Below are 14561 nucleotides of genomic sequence, written 5' to 3'. Positions count from 1 at the left end.
GCACTTGCGACGGGTCTCGACGCTCCCGAGCGTCCTGGGGACCGGCGAGGGGCATGCGATGAGCGGTGCGCAGGACACGGTGGCGGCGCTGCAGGCGGCGCTCGCCGCCGAACACGTCGCGATCTTCGGCTACGGCGTGCTCGGCGGCCACGTCGCGCCCGCGCAGCAGCAGAACGTCACGCTGATCTGGAGCACCCACCGCAGCCGGCGCGACCGGCTGCGCGGCTACATCCAGTCCGCCGGCGGCCGTCCGGTGGCCGCGGCGGCCGCGTACCGGCTGCCGTTCAAGGTCACCTCGGCGAGCAGCGCCGCGCGGCTGGCCGCCACGCTGGAGGACGGCGTGGTCGCGGGGTACGCGATCCTCGCCGGGGCGAGCGACCCGAATCTCCGCCGCTACGCCGCTCAGGCGATGCAGGAGGCGGCGGTGCGCGGGGTCCGCTGGCGGGGCTCGGCGCCCACGGAGGCCTTCCCGGGCCTCCCGTCGAATGCCCTTTCCCCCAAACCCACCGAGTAGATGCCGTAACCTGCCCGAGACGACCGATATGGGGGTTACGGGCTGACTTATGGGCGCGGCGGCGAATCGACTGCGAGAGACATGGCGAACGTTGATCGGCGAGAACTCCGCCGAACCGGTCGAGGAGGAGCCCGGCGACGCCGTCTCCCCGATCGCCCTCGACCTCGTCCTGCGGGTCGGTGAGCTGCTGCTCGCCAGCGGCGAGGCGACCGAACGCGTGAACGAGTCGATGCTGAGCCTCGCCGTCGCGTACGAGCTGCCGCGCGCCGACGTGGCGGTCTCCTTCACCGTCATCACGGTCAACGTCCACCCCGGCAACGGCGCGTTGCCGGTGACCGGGGGCCGCGCGATCCGGCGCCGCTTTCCCGCCTACTGGCGGCTCGTCGCCCTGCACTCGCTCGTCCAGGAGGCCTCTCTCGGCATGCTGGACGTCGAGGAGGCGCACCGGCGACTCGCGGAGATCAAGCGGATGCGGCCGCCGTACCCGGCCTGGCTGATCATCCTCAGCCTCGGCCTGATCGCCGCGTCCGCCAGTGTCATGGTCGGCGGCGGGCCGCTCGTGGCCGGCACGGCGTTCGTGGCGACGGTCCTGGGCGACCGAGCGGCGGCCTCGCTGGCCCGCCGGGGCGTCGCGGAGTTCTTCCAGCTCACCCTGGCCGCGGCCATCGGCGCCGCCAGCGCGTCCCTGGTGATCGCGATCGGCGCTCCGGCCTCCCACGCCTCGGCCATCGTCACCGGGGCGGTCCTGGCCCTCCTGCCGGGACGGCCGCTGGTCGCCAGCATCCAGGACGGCATCACCGGCGATCTGATCAGCGCGGGGGCCCGGCTGCTGGAGGTGTTCTTCATCGTGGCGGCGATCGTGTCGGGGCTCGGCGTGGTCGTGTACGTCGCCGTACGCCTCGGGATCCCGGTCGACGTCAACCCGCCGACCGCGCCCGCGTCCCTGCTGCCGGTGACGGTGATCGCCGCGGCGGCCGTGTCGCTGACGTTCGCGGTCACCCTCGCCGTGCCCCGCCGCGTGCTCGCCGTGGCCGCGCTGGGCGGCGCGCTGATCTGGGTGGTGTACGTCCTGGCCCGCAGCGCCGGCGTGACACCGGTGCTCGCCTCTGCGCTCGGCGCGGGCCTCGTCGGCCTCCTCGGGAACCTCATCGCCCGCCGGCGCCAGGAGCCCGCGCTCCCGTACATCGTCCCCGCGATCGCGCCGCTACTGCCGGGCACGGCGCTGTACCGGGGCATGATCGAGCTGAACCTCGGGCTGCCCCAGGACGGCGTGCTGAGCCTGATCGGCGGAATCTCCGTCGCGCTGGCCCTCGGAGCCGGCGTCAACTTCGGCGGCGAGTTCGTGCGCGCCTTCCAGCGGGTGGGCCTGGGCGCGTCCGGCCGCGGCGCCCGCCCCGCCGCCCGCCGCACGCGCGGCTACTGAGACCCTCCCTTCTTGAGCAAGCGTTTGGTTATTATCGGCGGGGTGAGCGACGAACTCGACGAGCTGCGAGCGACCGTCCGCGCCTTCCTCGCCCGGGAGTGCCCTCCCACGGCCGTACGGCGGCTCATGGCCGACCCCGCCGCGCACGACGCGGCCCTCTGGGGGCGCCTCGCGGGCGAACTCGGGCTGACCGGGCTGGCGGTCCCGGAGGAGCACGGCGGCGCCGGATGCGGGCTCACCGAGCTCGCCGTGGTGTGCGAGGAGCTCGGCCGCGCGCTGACCCCCGTCCCGTTCCTGGCCACGGCGGTCCTCGCGGCGTACGCCGTGCGCGACGGGCGGCTGCTCGCCGGGATCGCGGACGGCTCCCTGATCTCGACGGTCGTCCTCGACGGGGACCTCACGGTCGACGGAGGCCGCCTGACCGACACCGCGCCGTACGACCACGACGGGGACCTCACCGTGGACGGAAGTCGGCTGACCGGCACGGCGCCGTACGTCCTCGACGGGCACCTCGCCGACGTCGTCGTCTGCGCGGTAGGCGACGGCGTGTACGCGGTCCGGGGCGCGGACGTCGCGCGGACCCCGTACGTGACGCTCGACCAGACGCGGCGGCTGGCCCGCCTGCGGTTCGACGGCGCCCCTGCCGAGCGGATCGACGGCGACCTGACGCGGGTGCGCGACGTCGCCCTGACCGCGCTCGCCGCCGAGCAGGTCGGGGGCGCGCAACGCTGCCTGGAGACGGCCCTGGAGCACGCGAGGACCCGGGTCCAGTTCGGCCGGCCGATCGGCGCCTTCCAGGCGATCAAGCACAGGCTCGCCGACGTGCTGTTGCGCGTCGAGTCGGCACGGTCGGCGGCGTACGAGGCCGCGCGCGTCGCCGACGAGGATCCGGGCTCGCTTCCGGTGTACGCCGCGCTCGCCGGGTCGTACTGCGCCGAGGCGTACCTGCACGCGGCGGGCGAGACGATCCAGGTCCTCGGCGGCATCGGCGTCACCTGGGAGCACGACGCCCAGCTGCACTTCAAGCGGGCGACCGCGTCCGCGCGCCTCTTCGGAAGTCCCGAGTCCCACCGCGCCCGGCTGGCCGCGGCCGCCGGCCTGTGACTACCTCCGCGTCCCGACCTTTCGATAGATGATCGTCAGCACCACTGCGAGGACGATGAGCGCGACGACCACGATCGCCGCCTTGATCAGGAGGTCCATCGCGAGTTCGCGGACGATCTGATCCCCGTCGCCGTCCGCCGCCCGGCCCGGGCTCATCGGTCCGGCCTTCGGTCGTCCCGCGCCGAGGCGTCCTCGAGGTATCTCAGGACGGCGCGGGCCGCCGCCCGCCGCGCACCGGCCCGACCGCGCGCGGAACCGGCCGGACGGTCGCGCCCGTCGCCCTCCGCGAGCGCCCGCAGCAGCGGTCCGGCGGCCCGGCGGGCCTCCGGCAGCCGGCCGCCGCGCTTGAGGATCATCAGCGCGGTGAACCCCACGATGACCAGCAGCACGACGGCTCCCACGATGAGCGCGAACCTGATCAGCAGTAGATGCATGACGGTGCTCACGATCACTCCCCTCTCCGATCGGCGTTTTTAGCACGACCCTGCTAAAAAGAATTTAGCACGATGGTGCTACAAAGGCGTCATGCCGAAGAAGGTCGATCCAGAGGCCCGCCGCCAGGAGGTCGCCGAGGCCGTGTTCCGCGTCGCTCGCCGCGACGGGCTGGAGCACGCGTCGCTGCGCAACGTCGCCGCCGAGGCCGGCCTGGCCATCGGCTCGGTACGGCACTACTTCGCGGGCCAGTCCGACATCATGATCTTCGCGATGCGGCACTTCGTGGACCGCGCCGGCGAGCGCCTCATGGAACACGTGCGCGCGCGACCCGCCCCGGACGCGCCCCCCGACCGGCACGTCGCCCTCTTCGCGGCGGCCCTCGCCGAACTGCTGCCGCTCGACGCGGAACGCCGCGAGGAGACCGAGGTCTGGCTGGCCTTCACCGTGAGCGCGCGCACCCGCGAAGAGCTGAGACCGCACGCCGAGCGCCTGTACGACGAGACCCGCGGCCTGATCCGGAAGGTGCTGGCGGCCGCCGAGCGGATTGGAGTGCTCCGGGACGGCCTGGACCCGGACGTCGAGACGGAACGCCTGTACGCGCTGGTCGACGGCCTGGCGCTGCACGGCGTCCTGCAGCCCGGCCGGCTCGACGCCGAGGCCATGCGGGCGACGCTGCACCGGCACCTCGGCGAGATCATGCCGCGGGCAGACGATCGGTGACGTAGGCCACACCCCTCGGCCCGCCGGGAATGCGGGCCGGCGCGCGGCTCGTTTCCCGAGCGAGACCCTCCGTGAGGTACCCCCTGTGACCGATCTCCTCCCGACACCGACCACCACGCCACCGCCGCCCGCGCCGGCGCGGCGCCGGTGGCTGCGCTGGGCGGGCCGGGTGGCGATGTTCGGGGCGATCGGCGTCTCGGCCTGGGCGTTCCGCGACCAGTTGCCCGACGCCGGGGCGCTGTGGCACGTGGCACTCCACGCGGACCCGGGCTGGCTGGCCGTGGTGGTGCTCACACAGCTGGCGTCCATGGCGATGTTCACCCGGGTGCAGCGGCGGCTGCTGCGCGCGGGCGGGGTCCGGATGTCCCTGCCGCGCGCGCTGCGGATCACGTACGCGGGCAACGCGCTGTCGACGACGCTTCCGGTGGGGCCGGCGGTGAGCGTGGCGTTCAGCTTCCGGCAGTTCCGTCACGCCGGGGCCACGCCACGGCTGGCGACCGCCGTGATCGTGGTGGGCGGCGTGGTGATGAACGCCGGTTACGCCGTCGTCGGCCTGACCGCCCTGGTCGCCGAGCCGTACTCCCGATCGTTCGCGGTCACGGCGCTGGCGGTCCTGGCGGGCGTGACCGGGGCGTTCGCGCTGCTCTGGAACCGGCGGCGGGCCTCGCTGAGCCGCCTGGCGCTGCGCGCCTTCGGGCCGCTGCTGCGGCACCGGCTCCTCGTGCCGCTCACCGAGATGTGGCAGGGCCGGGGCGCCCTGCGCCTGAGCCCGCGCGACTGGGGCGTGCTCGGCCTGATGGCCGTGCTGAACTGGGTCTTCGACATCCTGTCCCTCGCGACGGCCGAGCGCGCGGTCGGCGTGCACACGCCGCTGTACGCCGTCACGCTCGCGTACTTCGCCGCGCAGGCCGCCGGCAGCGTGCTGCCCCTGCTGCCCGGCGGGCTGGGCGCGATCGAGGCGAGCCTGGCCGCTTCGCTGGTCGCCTTCGGGGCGCTCGCCGTCCCGGCCGGCGTGGCGGTGGCGCTCTACCGGCTCGTGTCCTTCTGGGGCGTGGTCGGCGCGGGCTGGCTCGCCTGGCTGACGATCAAGATCGCCGAGGACGACGCGACGCGGGTGCGCCTGCGGAGGGCGTTCGGCGGCCTGGGAACAGCGTTGTACGCCATGTCGCAGACGACGGCGTGCGCGGCCCCCATTCCCCCGGCCCCGGACTCCCCAGAGTCGGCCTGACCCGCCGGACCACGTCTCATGGCTTGTTGCCGTACGATCCCGCTGCTACGCTTCCCAAGCGAGCGCTTGGTCATATTCGGAGCACATGCCGGAGGCGTGATGTCCCTGCGGGTCAGCGTTGGGTACGAGCTCGAGGTGCGCGGGCGCACGCGCGAGGTCGAGCGGCGGGCCTTCGAGAACGTCGTCGACCAGGTCGTCCTGGCCGACAGCCTCGGCTACGACACGGCGTGGTTCGTCGAGCACCACTTCACGCGCGGGTTCTCCCACTCGTCCGCGCCCGACCTCGTCCTCGCGGCCTGTTCCCAGCGGACCGAGCGCATCCATCTCGGCCTCGGCGTCGTACTGCTGCCGTTCCAGCACCCCGTCCGCACGGCCGAGCGGGTCGCGACCCTCGACGTCCTCAGCGGCGGGCGGGTCGAGTTCGGCACGGGCCGCGGCGCGTCGCCGCTGGAGTACCAGGCGTTCCAGCGGCCCTTCGAGCAGTCCCGGCAGATCTGGGAGGAGACCCTCGAGGCGGTGCTGGCGATCTGGAACGCCGACGGCGAGCCGGTCACCCGGTCCGGCGAGTTCTTCGAGGTCCCGAACGTCGCGGTCTACCCGCGTCCGGTGCAGGAGCCGCACCCGCCGGTCTGGGTGGCCTCCACCTCGCTGGACGGCTACCTCGCGGCGGCCCGCAAGGGCTACAACCTGCTCGGCATGACGATGCTGAAGGGCCTCGACGACGTCGCGGAGGACATCGCCGAGTACCGGAAGTGCCTGGCGAGCAGCGGGTTCGACCCGGACACCCGGCGCGTCGCGCTGATGATCCCCTGGTACGTCGCGCCGTCGAGGGACGAGGCGATCTCCACGGCCGCCGACGCGATCCTGTGGTACATCCGCCGCCAGGTGAACCTCGTCACTCCCCCGGACTACTACGACGCCCGGCACGCCACCCACCGGGTGCTGGGCCAGCTCGCCGCCGGCCTGCCGCCCGAGGAGGCGATGGAGACGCTGCGGGAACACCACATGGTGGTCGTGGACGACGTCGAGGGCTCCCGCAAGGCCGTCGAGCGCATCCAGGCCGCCGGCGCGACCGACCTGATCCTCCAGGCCCAGGTCGGCGGTCTGGCGGCCGAGCACGTCACCGGCTCGATGCGGCTGTTCATGGACGAGGTGATGGGGTGACCGGCCCCAGGGCGTATCCGGTGGATCCCTGCCACCGGACACGCGCTCAGAACGCCGGGATCGCGAAGGAGACCGAATGACCTGGACCACCCGCGAGGCCCTGCCGATCCCCCGCGACGCGGCGGGGCTCCTGCTCGTCTCCCCCGAGGCCGACCTGGTCGTACCGCTGACCGCCGAAGACCGCGCGGCCACGCTGGAGATCGCGACGACGACGCTGCGCGCGGCGGGCGTCGGCCCGTCCGACCGGGTCGTGGTCGCGCTGGGCAACGACGGCGAGGCGACCGGCACCCTGATCGCGCAGGCCTGCGCGGAGATCGCCCAGGCCGCGGCCGCGCCCGGCCCCCGGGGACGGCTGCGGCTGCACCACGCGCTGGAGGCCGTACGGGCCACGACGCTCATCGCGACGCCCACCGGGGCGATGGACCTGCTCGCCCGGCTGCACCTGGAGTTCCTCCTCGACCCGCTGGACCTCGGGCTGCGCCGCATCCTGCTCACCGGGGAGCTCCCCTCGCCGGGCGCGTACGGGCAGCTCGCGTCCGAGTTCGAAGCGGAGGTGGGCGAGCTGTACGCCGACCCGTTCTTCGGGCTGCCGACGGCGTACCGGTCCGCCCGCGACTCCGCGTACACCCCCGCCCGCGAGGGCCTGCTGGGCGTGGCCCCACTCGGCAAGGACGTACTGCTGGAGCCGCCGTACGCCGCCGGGAGCGCGGAGATCGTGGTCACCCCCGCCTGGCACTCCACGCTGGCCGGGACGGCCCTGCGCACCGGGCAGGTCGTGCGCCTCACCGAGGACGCGGGGATCCCCGCCCCGGAGCACACCGTGGGCGAGCACCTCCTCGTACGCGGGCGGTGGCTGTCGATCCCGCGCGTGGCCGCGGCCCTGGCCCGGATCGACGGCATCGCCCACTGGGACCTGCGCGTCGCCCGCGAGGGGACGCTGGACGCCGCCGCGCTGCACGTCACGTTCAACCGCGCGACACTGGTGAAGAACCCGATGTGGCGCTCGCGCATCCACCAGGCGCTGGTCGCGGTGACCCCCGTGACCATCGAGGTCGTCGTCGAGGACGACGTCGCCGAGCAGGCCCGGCCGGGTTCGGTGACCGATCTGCGCGGCCACCATCTCGGCCGCGACCGGTCGGCCGTCGTGGAGTGACCCGGCCCGTTCTCCGACCAACAGGAGGCGCGTCATGGAACCGGTGCCGGACTGGGGGACGATCCCGCGGATGCTGCGCGACCAGGCGGCGCGCCATCCGGACGACGTGGTCGTCGCGGAGGGCGGCACGGCGCTGACGGTGCGCGCGCTCCGGGAGGAGGCCGCGAGAGTGGCGCGGGGGCTCATCGCGCTCGGCGTCGAGCCCGGCGACCGCGTCGCCGTCTGGGCGCCGAACTCCGCCGCCTGGGTCGTCATCGCGTACGGCGTCTGGGACGCCGGCGCCATCGTCACGCCGCTCTCGACGCGGTTCCGCGGGATCGAGGCCGCCGGCATGCTCCGCCGGACCGGGGCGCGGGTGCTCTTCGTCGACGAGGGGTTCCTCGGCTTCTCCTACCTCGGCGCGCTGCAGGAGATCTGCGGTGGCCCGTCCGGCGGGCGCCCGTTCGGCGACCTGCCGAGCCTGCGGCACGCCGTCACCCTCGCCGGGACCGGCGCGCCGCCGCCGGCCCTCTCGTTCGAGGACCTCCTCGAGCGGGGCGAGGACGTGACGGACGCGGAGGACCGCGCGCTCGCGGTGCGCCCGGGCGACCTCGCCGAGATCATGGCCACCTCGGGCACGACCGGCGCGCCGAAGGGCGTCATGCTGCCCCACGCGCAGCTGCTGCGCGGCTACTGGGACTGGGCGTCGATCGTCACGCTCGGCCCGGACGACCGCTACCCGATCATCGCGCCGTTCTCCCACGGGTTCGGGATCAACGCGGGACTGCTGGCCTGCGTGCTGAAGCGGGCGACGATGATGCCGATCTCGGTGTTCGCGCCCGACGCCCTGATGGACCTGATCGAGCGCGACCGGATCAGCGTCCTGGCCGGCCCGCCGACGCTGTTCCACCGGATCCTGGAGGAGCTCGACGGCCGGGACGTCACCTCGCTGCGCGTGGCGATCTGCGGGGCGGCGGCGGTGCCGCCGGAGCTGATCCGGCGGCTGATCGAGCGGGTCGGCCTGGACCGGATGATCAACGCGTACGGGCTGATGGAGGGCACCGTCGTGTCGATGACGCGGGCCGAGGACCCCGTCGAGGTGATCGCCGCCACCACCGGGCGCGCCGTGCCCGGCGTGACGGTGCGCGTCGTCGACGACGAGGGCGAGGACCTGTCGGCCGGCGAGCGCGGGGAGATCCTCATCGGCGGCTACGGCGTCATGCGCGGCTACTGGGACGACCCGGAGCGTACGGCGGAGGCCGTGGACGCCGACGGGTGGCTGCACACGGGCGACATCGGCGAGCTGACCGCCCGGGGCGACCTGGCGATCGTCGACCGGAAGAAGGACATGTTCATCGTCGGAGGGTTCAACGCCTACCCGGCGGAGATCGAGGCGCTGCTCCTGCACCATCCGGCCGTCGCGCAGGCGGCCGTGGTCGCGGTGCCCGACGAGAGGCTGGGCGAGGTCGGCTGGGCGTTCGTGGTGCCCGCCGGCGCGGTCGAGCCGGCCACGATCATCGCCTGGGCGCGCGACCACATGTCGAACTACAAGGTCCCCCGGCAGGTCGTCCTCGTCGACACGCTGCCCGCCAACGTCAACGGCAAGGTCGACAAGCAGGCGCTGCGCGCCCGTACCCGTACGGCGAGAACGCTCCTCAGCCGACCTGGTCCGTGAGCCAGGGCGTGTGGCGCCTCGATCAGCCGACCTCGCCCGTGACGAGGGCGAGGACGCCCGGCACCTCGATCAGCCCACCTGCCCGTGAGCCAGGGCGTCCGACGCTTCGATCAGCCGACCTGGTCCGTGACGAGGGCGGGGGCGCCCAGCACCTCGACCGGCTCCTCGTCGTGCCGGGGCATGAGCACCACGACGACGAGCGAGGCCGCGAACCCGGCCGTCCGCAGCGCGAGCCGGAGGGGATCCTGCGGCAGCGGCTCCCCGAAGACCGCCGTGCCCGCCATGACGGTGTACACGCTGCCGACAACGCTGGAGACCGGCACCACGATGGAGGCCCGGCCGCGCTGCAGGCCCGTTTGGAACAGCAGCAGGCCCGCGCCCGACAGCAGGAAGTACAGGTAGGGGTACGGCGAGGCGAGGGTCCGGCCGACGAAGCCGCCCGAGTGGTCGGCGAGGAACCCGGCGACGCCCTTCGTCTGCAGCCCGCCGGCGCCGTACAGCAGACCGGAGGCGGCGCCGTACAGCACGCCGGGCACCGGGCGGCCGGTGCGCCGTCCGGTGCGCATCGCCGAGACGAACGCGCCCAGGCCGAGGACGACGGTGCCGGCCGAGACGGCCAGGAGCACGCCGGTGTCGGCGTGCACGCCGAGCCGCGTCGGCTCCATCGACAGGCACACCAGCATCAGCGACAGCGCGAGCACGCCGAGTCCGGTCCATTCGCGGGGTGTGGTGCGCTCGCCCAGCACGGTGGCCGAGAAGACCACGAGCAGCGCCAGCCCGGCGAGCTGGATCGGCTGCCCGACGCTCAGCGGCACCAGCGCCATGACCCCCACCTGGCAGAGCAGGCCCATCGCCATCACGAGGAAGCCCGTCATCCAGGCGCGGCTGCCGCACAGGACGCGGACGAGGTGGCCCACCCGGTGCGCGCTGATCGGCGGCAGGTCCCGCAGCGCCCGCTTCTCGAGAACGAAGCCGGCGTTGTACAGGACCGTCGCGATGAGCGCGAGGATGATGCCGAAGAACAAGCAGCCTCCTGGGCTACGGGGGAACGCGGGCGATATGGGGCGCCGAGGTGATCAGGTGACGCCTGCGAGCTGGTAGGAGGCGTGCGAAGACACGGCCTACGGCAGACGAAAATACCGGATCGACCTCAATGTGGCGCACTCACCCGGCGAAAAGCCCCCACGGGCGCGGCGGAAATTCTCATCGCGGTCGCCACCGTACGAGGGTGAGATCCTCGTCCACGTCCGTGAAAACGGCCTGGACCGGCATGCCCGGCGTCACGTCGGCGGGGTCCGCGCCGGTCAGGTCGCCGTACATGAACAGGTCGTCGGCGTCGTCGAGCCGCACGTGCAGGACCGCGTAGGGCACCTCGTCGGCGAAGGCGCGCATGAAGATCTGGTGGTTCACGATCCAGCTCGCCACGCGCCCGGTGCCGCTCACCGGGGTCCAGGTGCTCTCGCGCGACCGGCAGCGGGCGCAGATCGCGCGGGGCGGGAAGCGCAGCGTCCCGCACCCATCGCACTTCTGGACCAGCAGTTCGTGCCGGCGGACGGCCTCCCACCAGGGCGCGGAGTCGCGGTCGGCCTGTGGCCTCGGCCGCTCGGCGAGGCTCACCGGTCGCCCCGGAGGATCAGGGCGGAGGTCCCGGCGAGGACGTAGCCGGGCTGGGCCGTCGACAGCGCCACCTCGGCGCCGCTCACCTGCCGGTCCCCGGCGGTGCCGCGCAGTTGCGCGACGGCCTCGGCCACGTGGTTGATGCCGTGCACGTATCCCTCCGAGAGGAAGCCGCCGTGGGTGTTCACCGGCAGCGGGCCGTCCAGCCGGGTCGCGCCGGAGGCGGCGTACGGGCCGCCCTCGCCCTTGGGGCAGAAGCCGTAGTCCTCCAGCTGGACGAGGACCGAGTAGGTGAAGCAGTCGTACAGCTCGGCCACGTCGATGTCCTCGGGCCCGACGCCCGCCATGGCGTACAGCCGGGGCGCGATCCGGGCGGCCTCCGAGACGGTGAAGTCGCCGCCCTGGCCGGAGAAGAAGCTGTCGCCGCCGCCCCAGACCGCGCCGGAGATCAGGACCGGCGGGTTGGGCAGGTCCCGGGCGCGCTCGGCGGAGGTGACGACGACGGCGCAGGCGCCGTCGGTCTCCAGGCAGCAGTCGAGGAGGCGGAGGGGCTCGGCGATCCAGCGGGAGGCCAGGTAGTCGTCGAGCGTGATCGGGTCGCGTTTGAGGGCGCGCGGGTTCTTCACCGCGTTGGCACGCTGACCGACCGCGATGTGGCCGAGCTGCTCGTGCGTCGTGCCGTACTTGATCATGTGCGCGCGGGTGGCCATCGCGAACTGCTGCGGCGGCGCGAAGTAGCCGTACGGCGCCTGGTACTGCGCGTCGAAGATCGGTGCGACGCCGCGGCCCGTGCCGCCCATGCGGAACTCCGACCGGGCGTTGATCGCGCGGTAGCAGACGACGGTGCGGGCCACACCGCTCGCGACCGCCATGGCCGCCTGCCCGATCACCGCGTGCGAGACGCTGCCCCCGCCGAACTGGTCGAGGTACCAGCTCACCTCGGGGACGCCGAGGGCGGGCGCGACCACCCAGGGCGGCGTCGAGTCGCCGACGCGGTGCGTCGCGAGGGCGTCGACGTCGTCGACGGTCAGCCCGGCGTCGTCGAGCGCGGCGAGGATCGCGTCGATCGCGAGGGTGAGCGTGGAGACGCCGGAGTCCTTGCTGAACGGCGTGTACCCGACCCCGGCGATCGCCGCCCGATCCCGCAACCCCATTACCTCTCCTACCAACCAAGCGCTCGGCCAAGTTACTTGAACCGTAGAGCCCGCCGTTCCCGACTGTCAATGATCACCACCCCGACGGCGAACCTAGGACTTTCGGCGGATTTCACCCTCGGCCTGGAATCTCGGGCACGTCGCGGCGCTTTACTGAGACGTGGAGCAGGGGCGGCAAGCGGGCAACTTGACACCCGTCAAGGCTGCCGCCTATCGTCCAAGCAAGCGCTTGGCTAAGAGAAAGGATCCGGTCATGCCCGACGGCGCGACCGCCGCAACGTCGATCCCCCGAGGTTCGGCCGCGCGATCCTCCGGCCAGAACACGCCACGGCGCGCACCCCGCTCGCCCAACGGAACGCCACGTCCGGGCACCGCCGACCAGATCAGCGACATCGACAAGATGCGCTTCCGCAATATCCTCGGCCGCTTCGCCACGGGCGTGGTCGCCATCACCGCGATCGACCCCGAGACGGGCCGGCCCACCGGCCTGGCCGCCAACTCCTTCACCTCGGTGTCGCTGGACCCCGCCCTCGTCGCGTTCTGCGTGGCGCACACCAGCTCCACGTGGCCCAAGCTGCGGGGCGCCGACCGGCACTGCGTCAACATCCTCTCCGAGCCGCAGCGCGACGTCTGCCTGCAGCTCGCCACGAAGGGCGCGGACAAGTTCGCCGGCCTGGAGTGGACCAAGTCCCCCAACGGCAGCCCGGTGATCGACGGAGCCCTCGCCTGGCTGGAGTGCTCGGTCGAGGCGGAGTACGCCGCCGGCGACCACGTCATCGTCGTCGCCCAGGTGCACCACCTCGACAAGCACCACGACGGCGATCCACTCGTCTTCTACAAGGGCTCCTACGGCCGCTTCGACGGCTGAGCCCGTGGACACGGGGTTCCGGGCCGAGGTGCGCGGCCGGCTCGAGGCCGAGCTCACCGGGGAGTTCGCCGAGGCCCGCGGCCTCGGCGGTCCCGGGCGCGAGCACGAGGGCTTCGAGCTGCGCCGCGCCTGGGAACGCCGCCTCGGCGAGGCCGGCTGGACCTGCCTCGGCTGGCCCAAGGCGTACGGCGGTCGCGACGCCACGCTGGAGGAGCAGGTCGTCTTCTACGAGGAGTACGCCCGCGCGAACGCGCCCCACCGCGTCGGCCACATCGGCGAGGGACTGATCGGGCCGACGATCATCGACTTCGGCACCGAGGAGCAGCGGCGGCGCTTCCTGCCGCCGATCCAGCGCGGCGACGAGCTGTGGTGCCAGGGCTACTCCGAGCCCGAGGCGGGTTCGGACCTGGCGAACGTGCAGACCCGGGCGGAGCTCCACGGCGGCGAATGGGTGATCACCGGGCAAAAGGTCTGGACCTCCCTCGCCCACGTCGCGGACTGGTGCTTCGTCCTCTGCCGTACGGAGCCGGGTTCCACGCGCCACCACGGCCTGTCGTACCTGCTCGTGCCGATGCGGCAGCCCGGGGTCGAGGTACGGCCGATCGTCCAGCTGACCGGCACCAGCGAGTTCAACGAGGTGTTCTTCGACGGCGCCCGCACCGACGAGGCGAACATCCTCGGCGCCCCCGGCGACGGATGGCGCGTCGCCCTCGCCACCCTCGGGTACGAGCGCGGCGCCTCGACCCTCGGCCAGCAGATCGGCTTCCGCCGCGAGTTCGAGCAGGTCGTCGCCGCCGCCCGGCGCACCGGAACGATCGAGGATCCCGTGCTGCGCGACCGGCTCGTCCAGTCCTGGATCGAGCTGGAGATCATGCGCCTGAACGCGCTGCGCACCATGTCGTCCCTCGCGGCCGGCGAGCCCGGACCGGAGGTGTCGATCGCCAAGCTGTACTGGTCGGAGTGGCACCGCCGGCTCGGCGAACTCGCCGTGGCCGCCCTCGGCGACGAGGCCCTGGTCGCGGACGCCGGACCGTACGAGCTGTCGGAGCTGCAACGGCTCTACCTGTTCAGCCGTGCCGACACCATCTACGCGGGGTCCAGCGAGATCCAGCGGAACATCATCGCCGAGCGCACTCTCGGCCTCCCGCGGGCCTGACAGTCGGCACTGGAGGCCGTGGTCGCCTCCAGCGCCGTCTCCTCAGTCGTGCTCCCCCGTTGTGGCGAGCACCCGTATGACGCGGTCGACAGCGTCGTCGAGATCATCGACGCGTGCGATCCGCTCGGCCCACGACCACCAGTACCACCAGCCGTCGGTGGAGTTCTCGGCGAGGATGTGCTCGGCGAGAACCGACACCTGTGGGTTCACCACGTGCAGGCTCGGTGGTCCGACTCGTGGAACCGTCAGCCGTACGGCGAAGCCCCGCCCCCGGAGCTCGTCGCCGAGGCTTTCGAGATATGTGATGCGTGTCCGCGCTAAAGCGGCGGTCTCATTCGACACGATCGGATCACCCCTCCTGAAACGGATCC

The 14561-nt window shown here is 73.0% G+C and carries 16 protein-coding genes; 10 read left to right on the top strand and 6 right to left on the bottom strand.

What is annotated here, in order from left to right; all coding sequences use genetic code 11:
* Nucleotides 1–58: 58 nt before the first annotated feature.
* From ACQP2O_RS13150 to ACQP2O_RS13140, 3 genes are read left to right on the top strand one after another with little or no spacing between them, the layout of a single operon-like run.
* Complete coding sequence (locus ACQP2O_RS13150; protein ID WP_433183527.1) at nucleotides 59–514, top strand: ferritin-like domain-containing protein; 456 nt, start codon at nucleotides 59–61, stop codon at nucleotides 512–514.
* A 49-nt stretch (nucleotides 515–563) separates the two neighbouring features.
* Nucleotides 564–1937, top strand: a complete 1374-nt coding sequence (locus ACQP2O_RS13145; protein WP_433183525.1) for a threonine/serine ThrE exporter family protein — start codon at nucleotides 564–566, stop codon at nucleotides 1935–1937.
* A 42-nt stretch (nucleotides 1938–1979) separates the two neighbouring features.
* Nucleotides 1980–3041 (top strand): acyl-CoA dehydrogenase family protein, encoded by a 1062-nt coding sequence (locus tag ACQP2O_RS13140; RefSeq protein WP_433183522.1) that lies wholly within the window; start codon nucleotides 1980–1982, stop codon nucleotides 3039–3041.
* Here ACQP2O_RS13140 and ACQP2O_RS13135 read toward each other — a convergent pair whose 3' ends face one another.
* Nucleotides 3042–3197 carry a hypothetical protein gene (locus tag ACQP2O_RS13135; protein ID WP_433183519.1) on the bottom strand — a complete coding sequence of 52 codons (156 nt, stop codon included), beginning with the start codon at nucleotides 3195–3197 and terminating at the stop codon, nucleotides 3042–3044.
* Entirely contained in the window at nucleotides 3194–3487 is a 294-nt protein-coding gene (locus ACQP2O_RS13130; protein ID WP_433183517.1) for a hypothetical protein, read from the bottom strand. Before ACQP2O_RS13130 ends, ACQP2O_RS13135 begins: the two co-directional genes overlap by 4 nt.
* Nucleotides 3488–3566: 79 nt before the next feature.
* Here ACQP2O_RS13130 and ACQP2O_RS13125 point away from each other — a divergent pair, with 79 nt between their 5' ends.
* The 5 genes from ACQP2O_RS13125 to ACQP2O_RS13105 all read left to right on the top strand — a co-directional run bounded on the left by ACQP2O_RS13125 (nucleotide 3567) and on the right by ACQP2O_RS13105 (nucleotide 9395).
* Nucleotides 3567–4196, top strand: coding sequence for a TetR/AcrR family transcriptional regulator (locus tag ACQP2O_RS13125; protein WP_433183514.1), 630 nt, complete (start codon nucleotides 3567–3569; stop codon nucleotides 4194–4196).
* 85 nt (nucleotides 4197–4281) lie between these two features.
* Entirely contained in the window at nucleotides 4282–5424 is a 1143-nt protein-coding gene (locus tag ACQP2O_RS13120; protein WP_433183511.1) for a lysylphosphatidylglycerol synthase transmembrane domain-containing protein, read from the top strand.
* Nucleotides 5425–5520: 96 nt separating this feature from the next.
* Complete coding sequence (locus tag ACQP2O_RS13115; RefSeq protein WP_433183508.1) at nucleotides 5521–6588, top strand: LLM class flavin-dependent oxidoreductase; 1068 nt, start codon at nucleotides 5521–5523, stop codon at nucleotides 6586–6588.
* Nucleotides 6589–6664: 76 nt separating this feature from the next.
* A complete protein-coding gene (locus ACQP2O_RS13110) occupies nucleotides 6665–7741 on the top strand; it encodes a hypothetical protein (protein ID WP_433183505.1) in 1077 nt (358 codons plus the stop codon).
* Between the two features lie 34 nt (nucleotides 7742–7775).
* Nucleotides 7776–9395, top strand: a complete 1620-nt coding sequence (locus tag ACQP2O_RS13105; protein WP_433183502.1) for an AMP-binding protein — start codon at nucleotides 7776–7778, stop codon at nucleotides 9393–9395.
* Between the two features lie 110 nt (nucleotides 9396–9505).
* Here the strand turns inward: ACQP2O_RS13105 and ACQP2O_RS13100 are convergent, their stop codons facing one another.
* The 3 genes from ACQP2O_RS13100 to ACQP2O_RS13090 all read right to left on the bottom strand — a co-directional run bounded on the left by ACQP2O_RS13100 (nucleotide 9506) and on the right by ACQP2O_RS13090 (nucleotide 12166).
* Nucleotides 9506–10420, bottom strand: a complete 915-nt coding sequence (locus ACQP2O_RS13100; RefSeq protein WP_433183499.1) for a hypothetical protein — start codon at nucleotides 10418–10420, stop codon at nucleotides 9506–9508.
* Between the two features lie 178 nt (nucleotides 10421–10598).
* Nucleotides 10599–11012, bottom strand: a complete 414-nt coding sequence (locus tag ACQP2O_RS13095) for a Zn-ribbon domain-containing OB-fold protein (protein WP_433183497.1) — start codon at nucleotides 11010–11012, stop codon at nucleotides 10599–10601.
* The gene (locus ACQP2O_RS13090) at nucleotides 11009–12166 is read right to left on the bottom strand and encodes a thiolase C-terminal domain-containing protein (RefSeq protein WP_433183495.1); all 1158 of its coding nucleotides are present in this window, start codon (nucleotides 12164–12166) and stop codon (nucleotides 11009–11011) included. Before ACQP2O_RS13090 ends, ACQP2O_RS13095 begins: the two co-directional genes overlap by 4 nt.
* A 253-nt stretch (nucleotides 12167–12419) precedes the next feature.
* Between ACQP2O_RS13090 and ACQP2O_RS13085 the strand changes: the two genes are divergently transcribed.
* Together ACQP2O_RS13085 and ACQP2O_RS13080 are read left to right on the top strand one after the other, a co-directional pair.
* Nucleotides 12420–13034 (top strand): flavin reductase family protein, encoded by a 615-nt coding sequence (locus tag ACQP2O_RS13085; RefSeq protein WP_433183492.1) that lies wholly within the window; start codon nucleotides 12420–12422, stop codon nucleotides 13032–13034.
* Between the two features lie 4 nt (nucleotides 13035–13038).
* Nucleotides 13039–14190: an acyl-CoA dehydrogenase family protein gene (locus tag ACQP2O_RS13080; RefSeq protein ID WP_433183489.1), complete on the top strand. Its 1152-nt coding sequence runs from the start codon at nucleotides 13039–13041 to the stop codon at nucleotides 14188–14190.
* A gap of 42 nt (nucleotides 14191–14232) precedes the next feature.
* Here ACQP2O_RS13080 and ACQP2O_RS13075 read toward each other — a convergent pair whose 3' ends face one another.
* Nucleotides 14233–14400: a hypothetical protein gene (locus ACQP2O_RS13075; protein WP_433183486.1), complete on the bottom strand. Its 168-nt coding sequence runs from the start codon at nucleotides 14398–14400 to the stop codon at nucleotides 14233–14235.
* Between the last annotated feature and the right edge of the window lie 161 nt (nucleotides 14401–14561).

Source organism: Actinoallomurus sp. CA-150999 (assembly GCF_050942425.1).
Taxonomy (GTDB): Bacteria; Actinomycetota; Actinomycetes; order Streptosporangiales; family Streptosporangiaceae; genus Actinoallomurus.
This window is presented reverse-complemented; position numbering and strand designations above follow the sequence as displayed.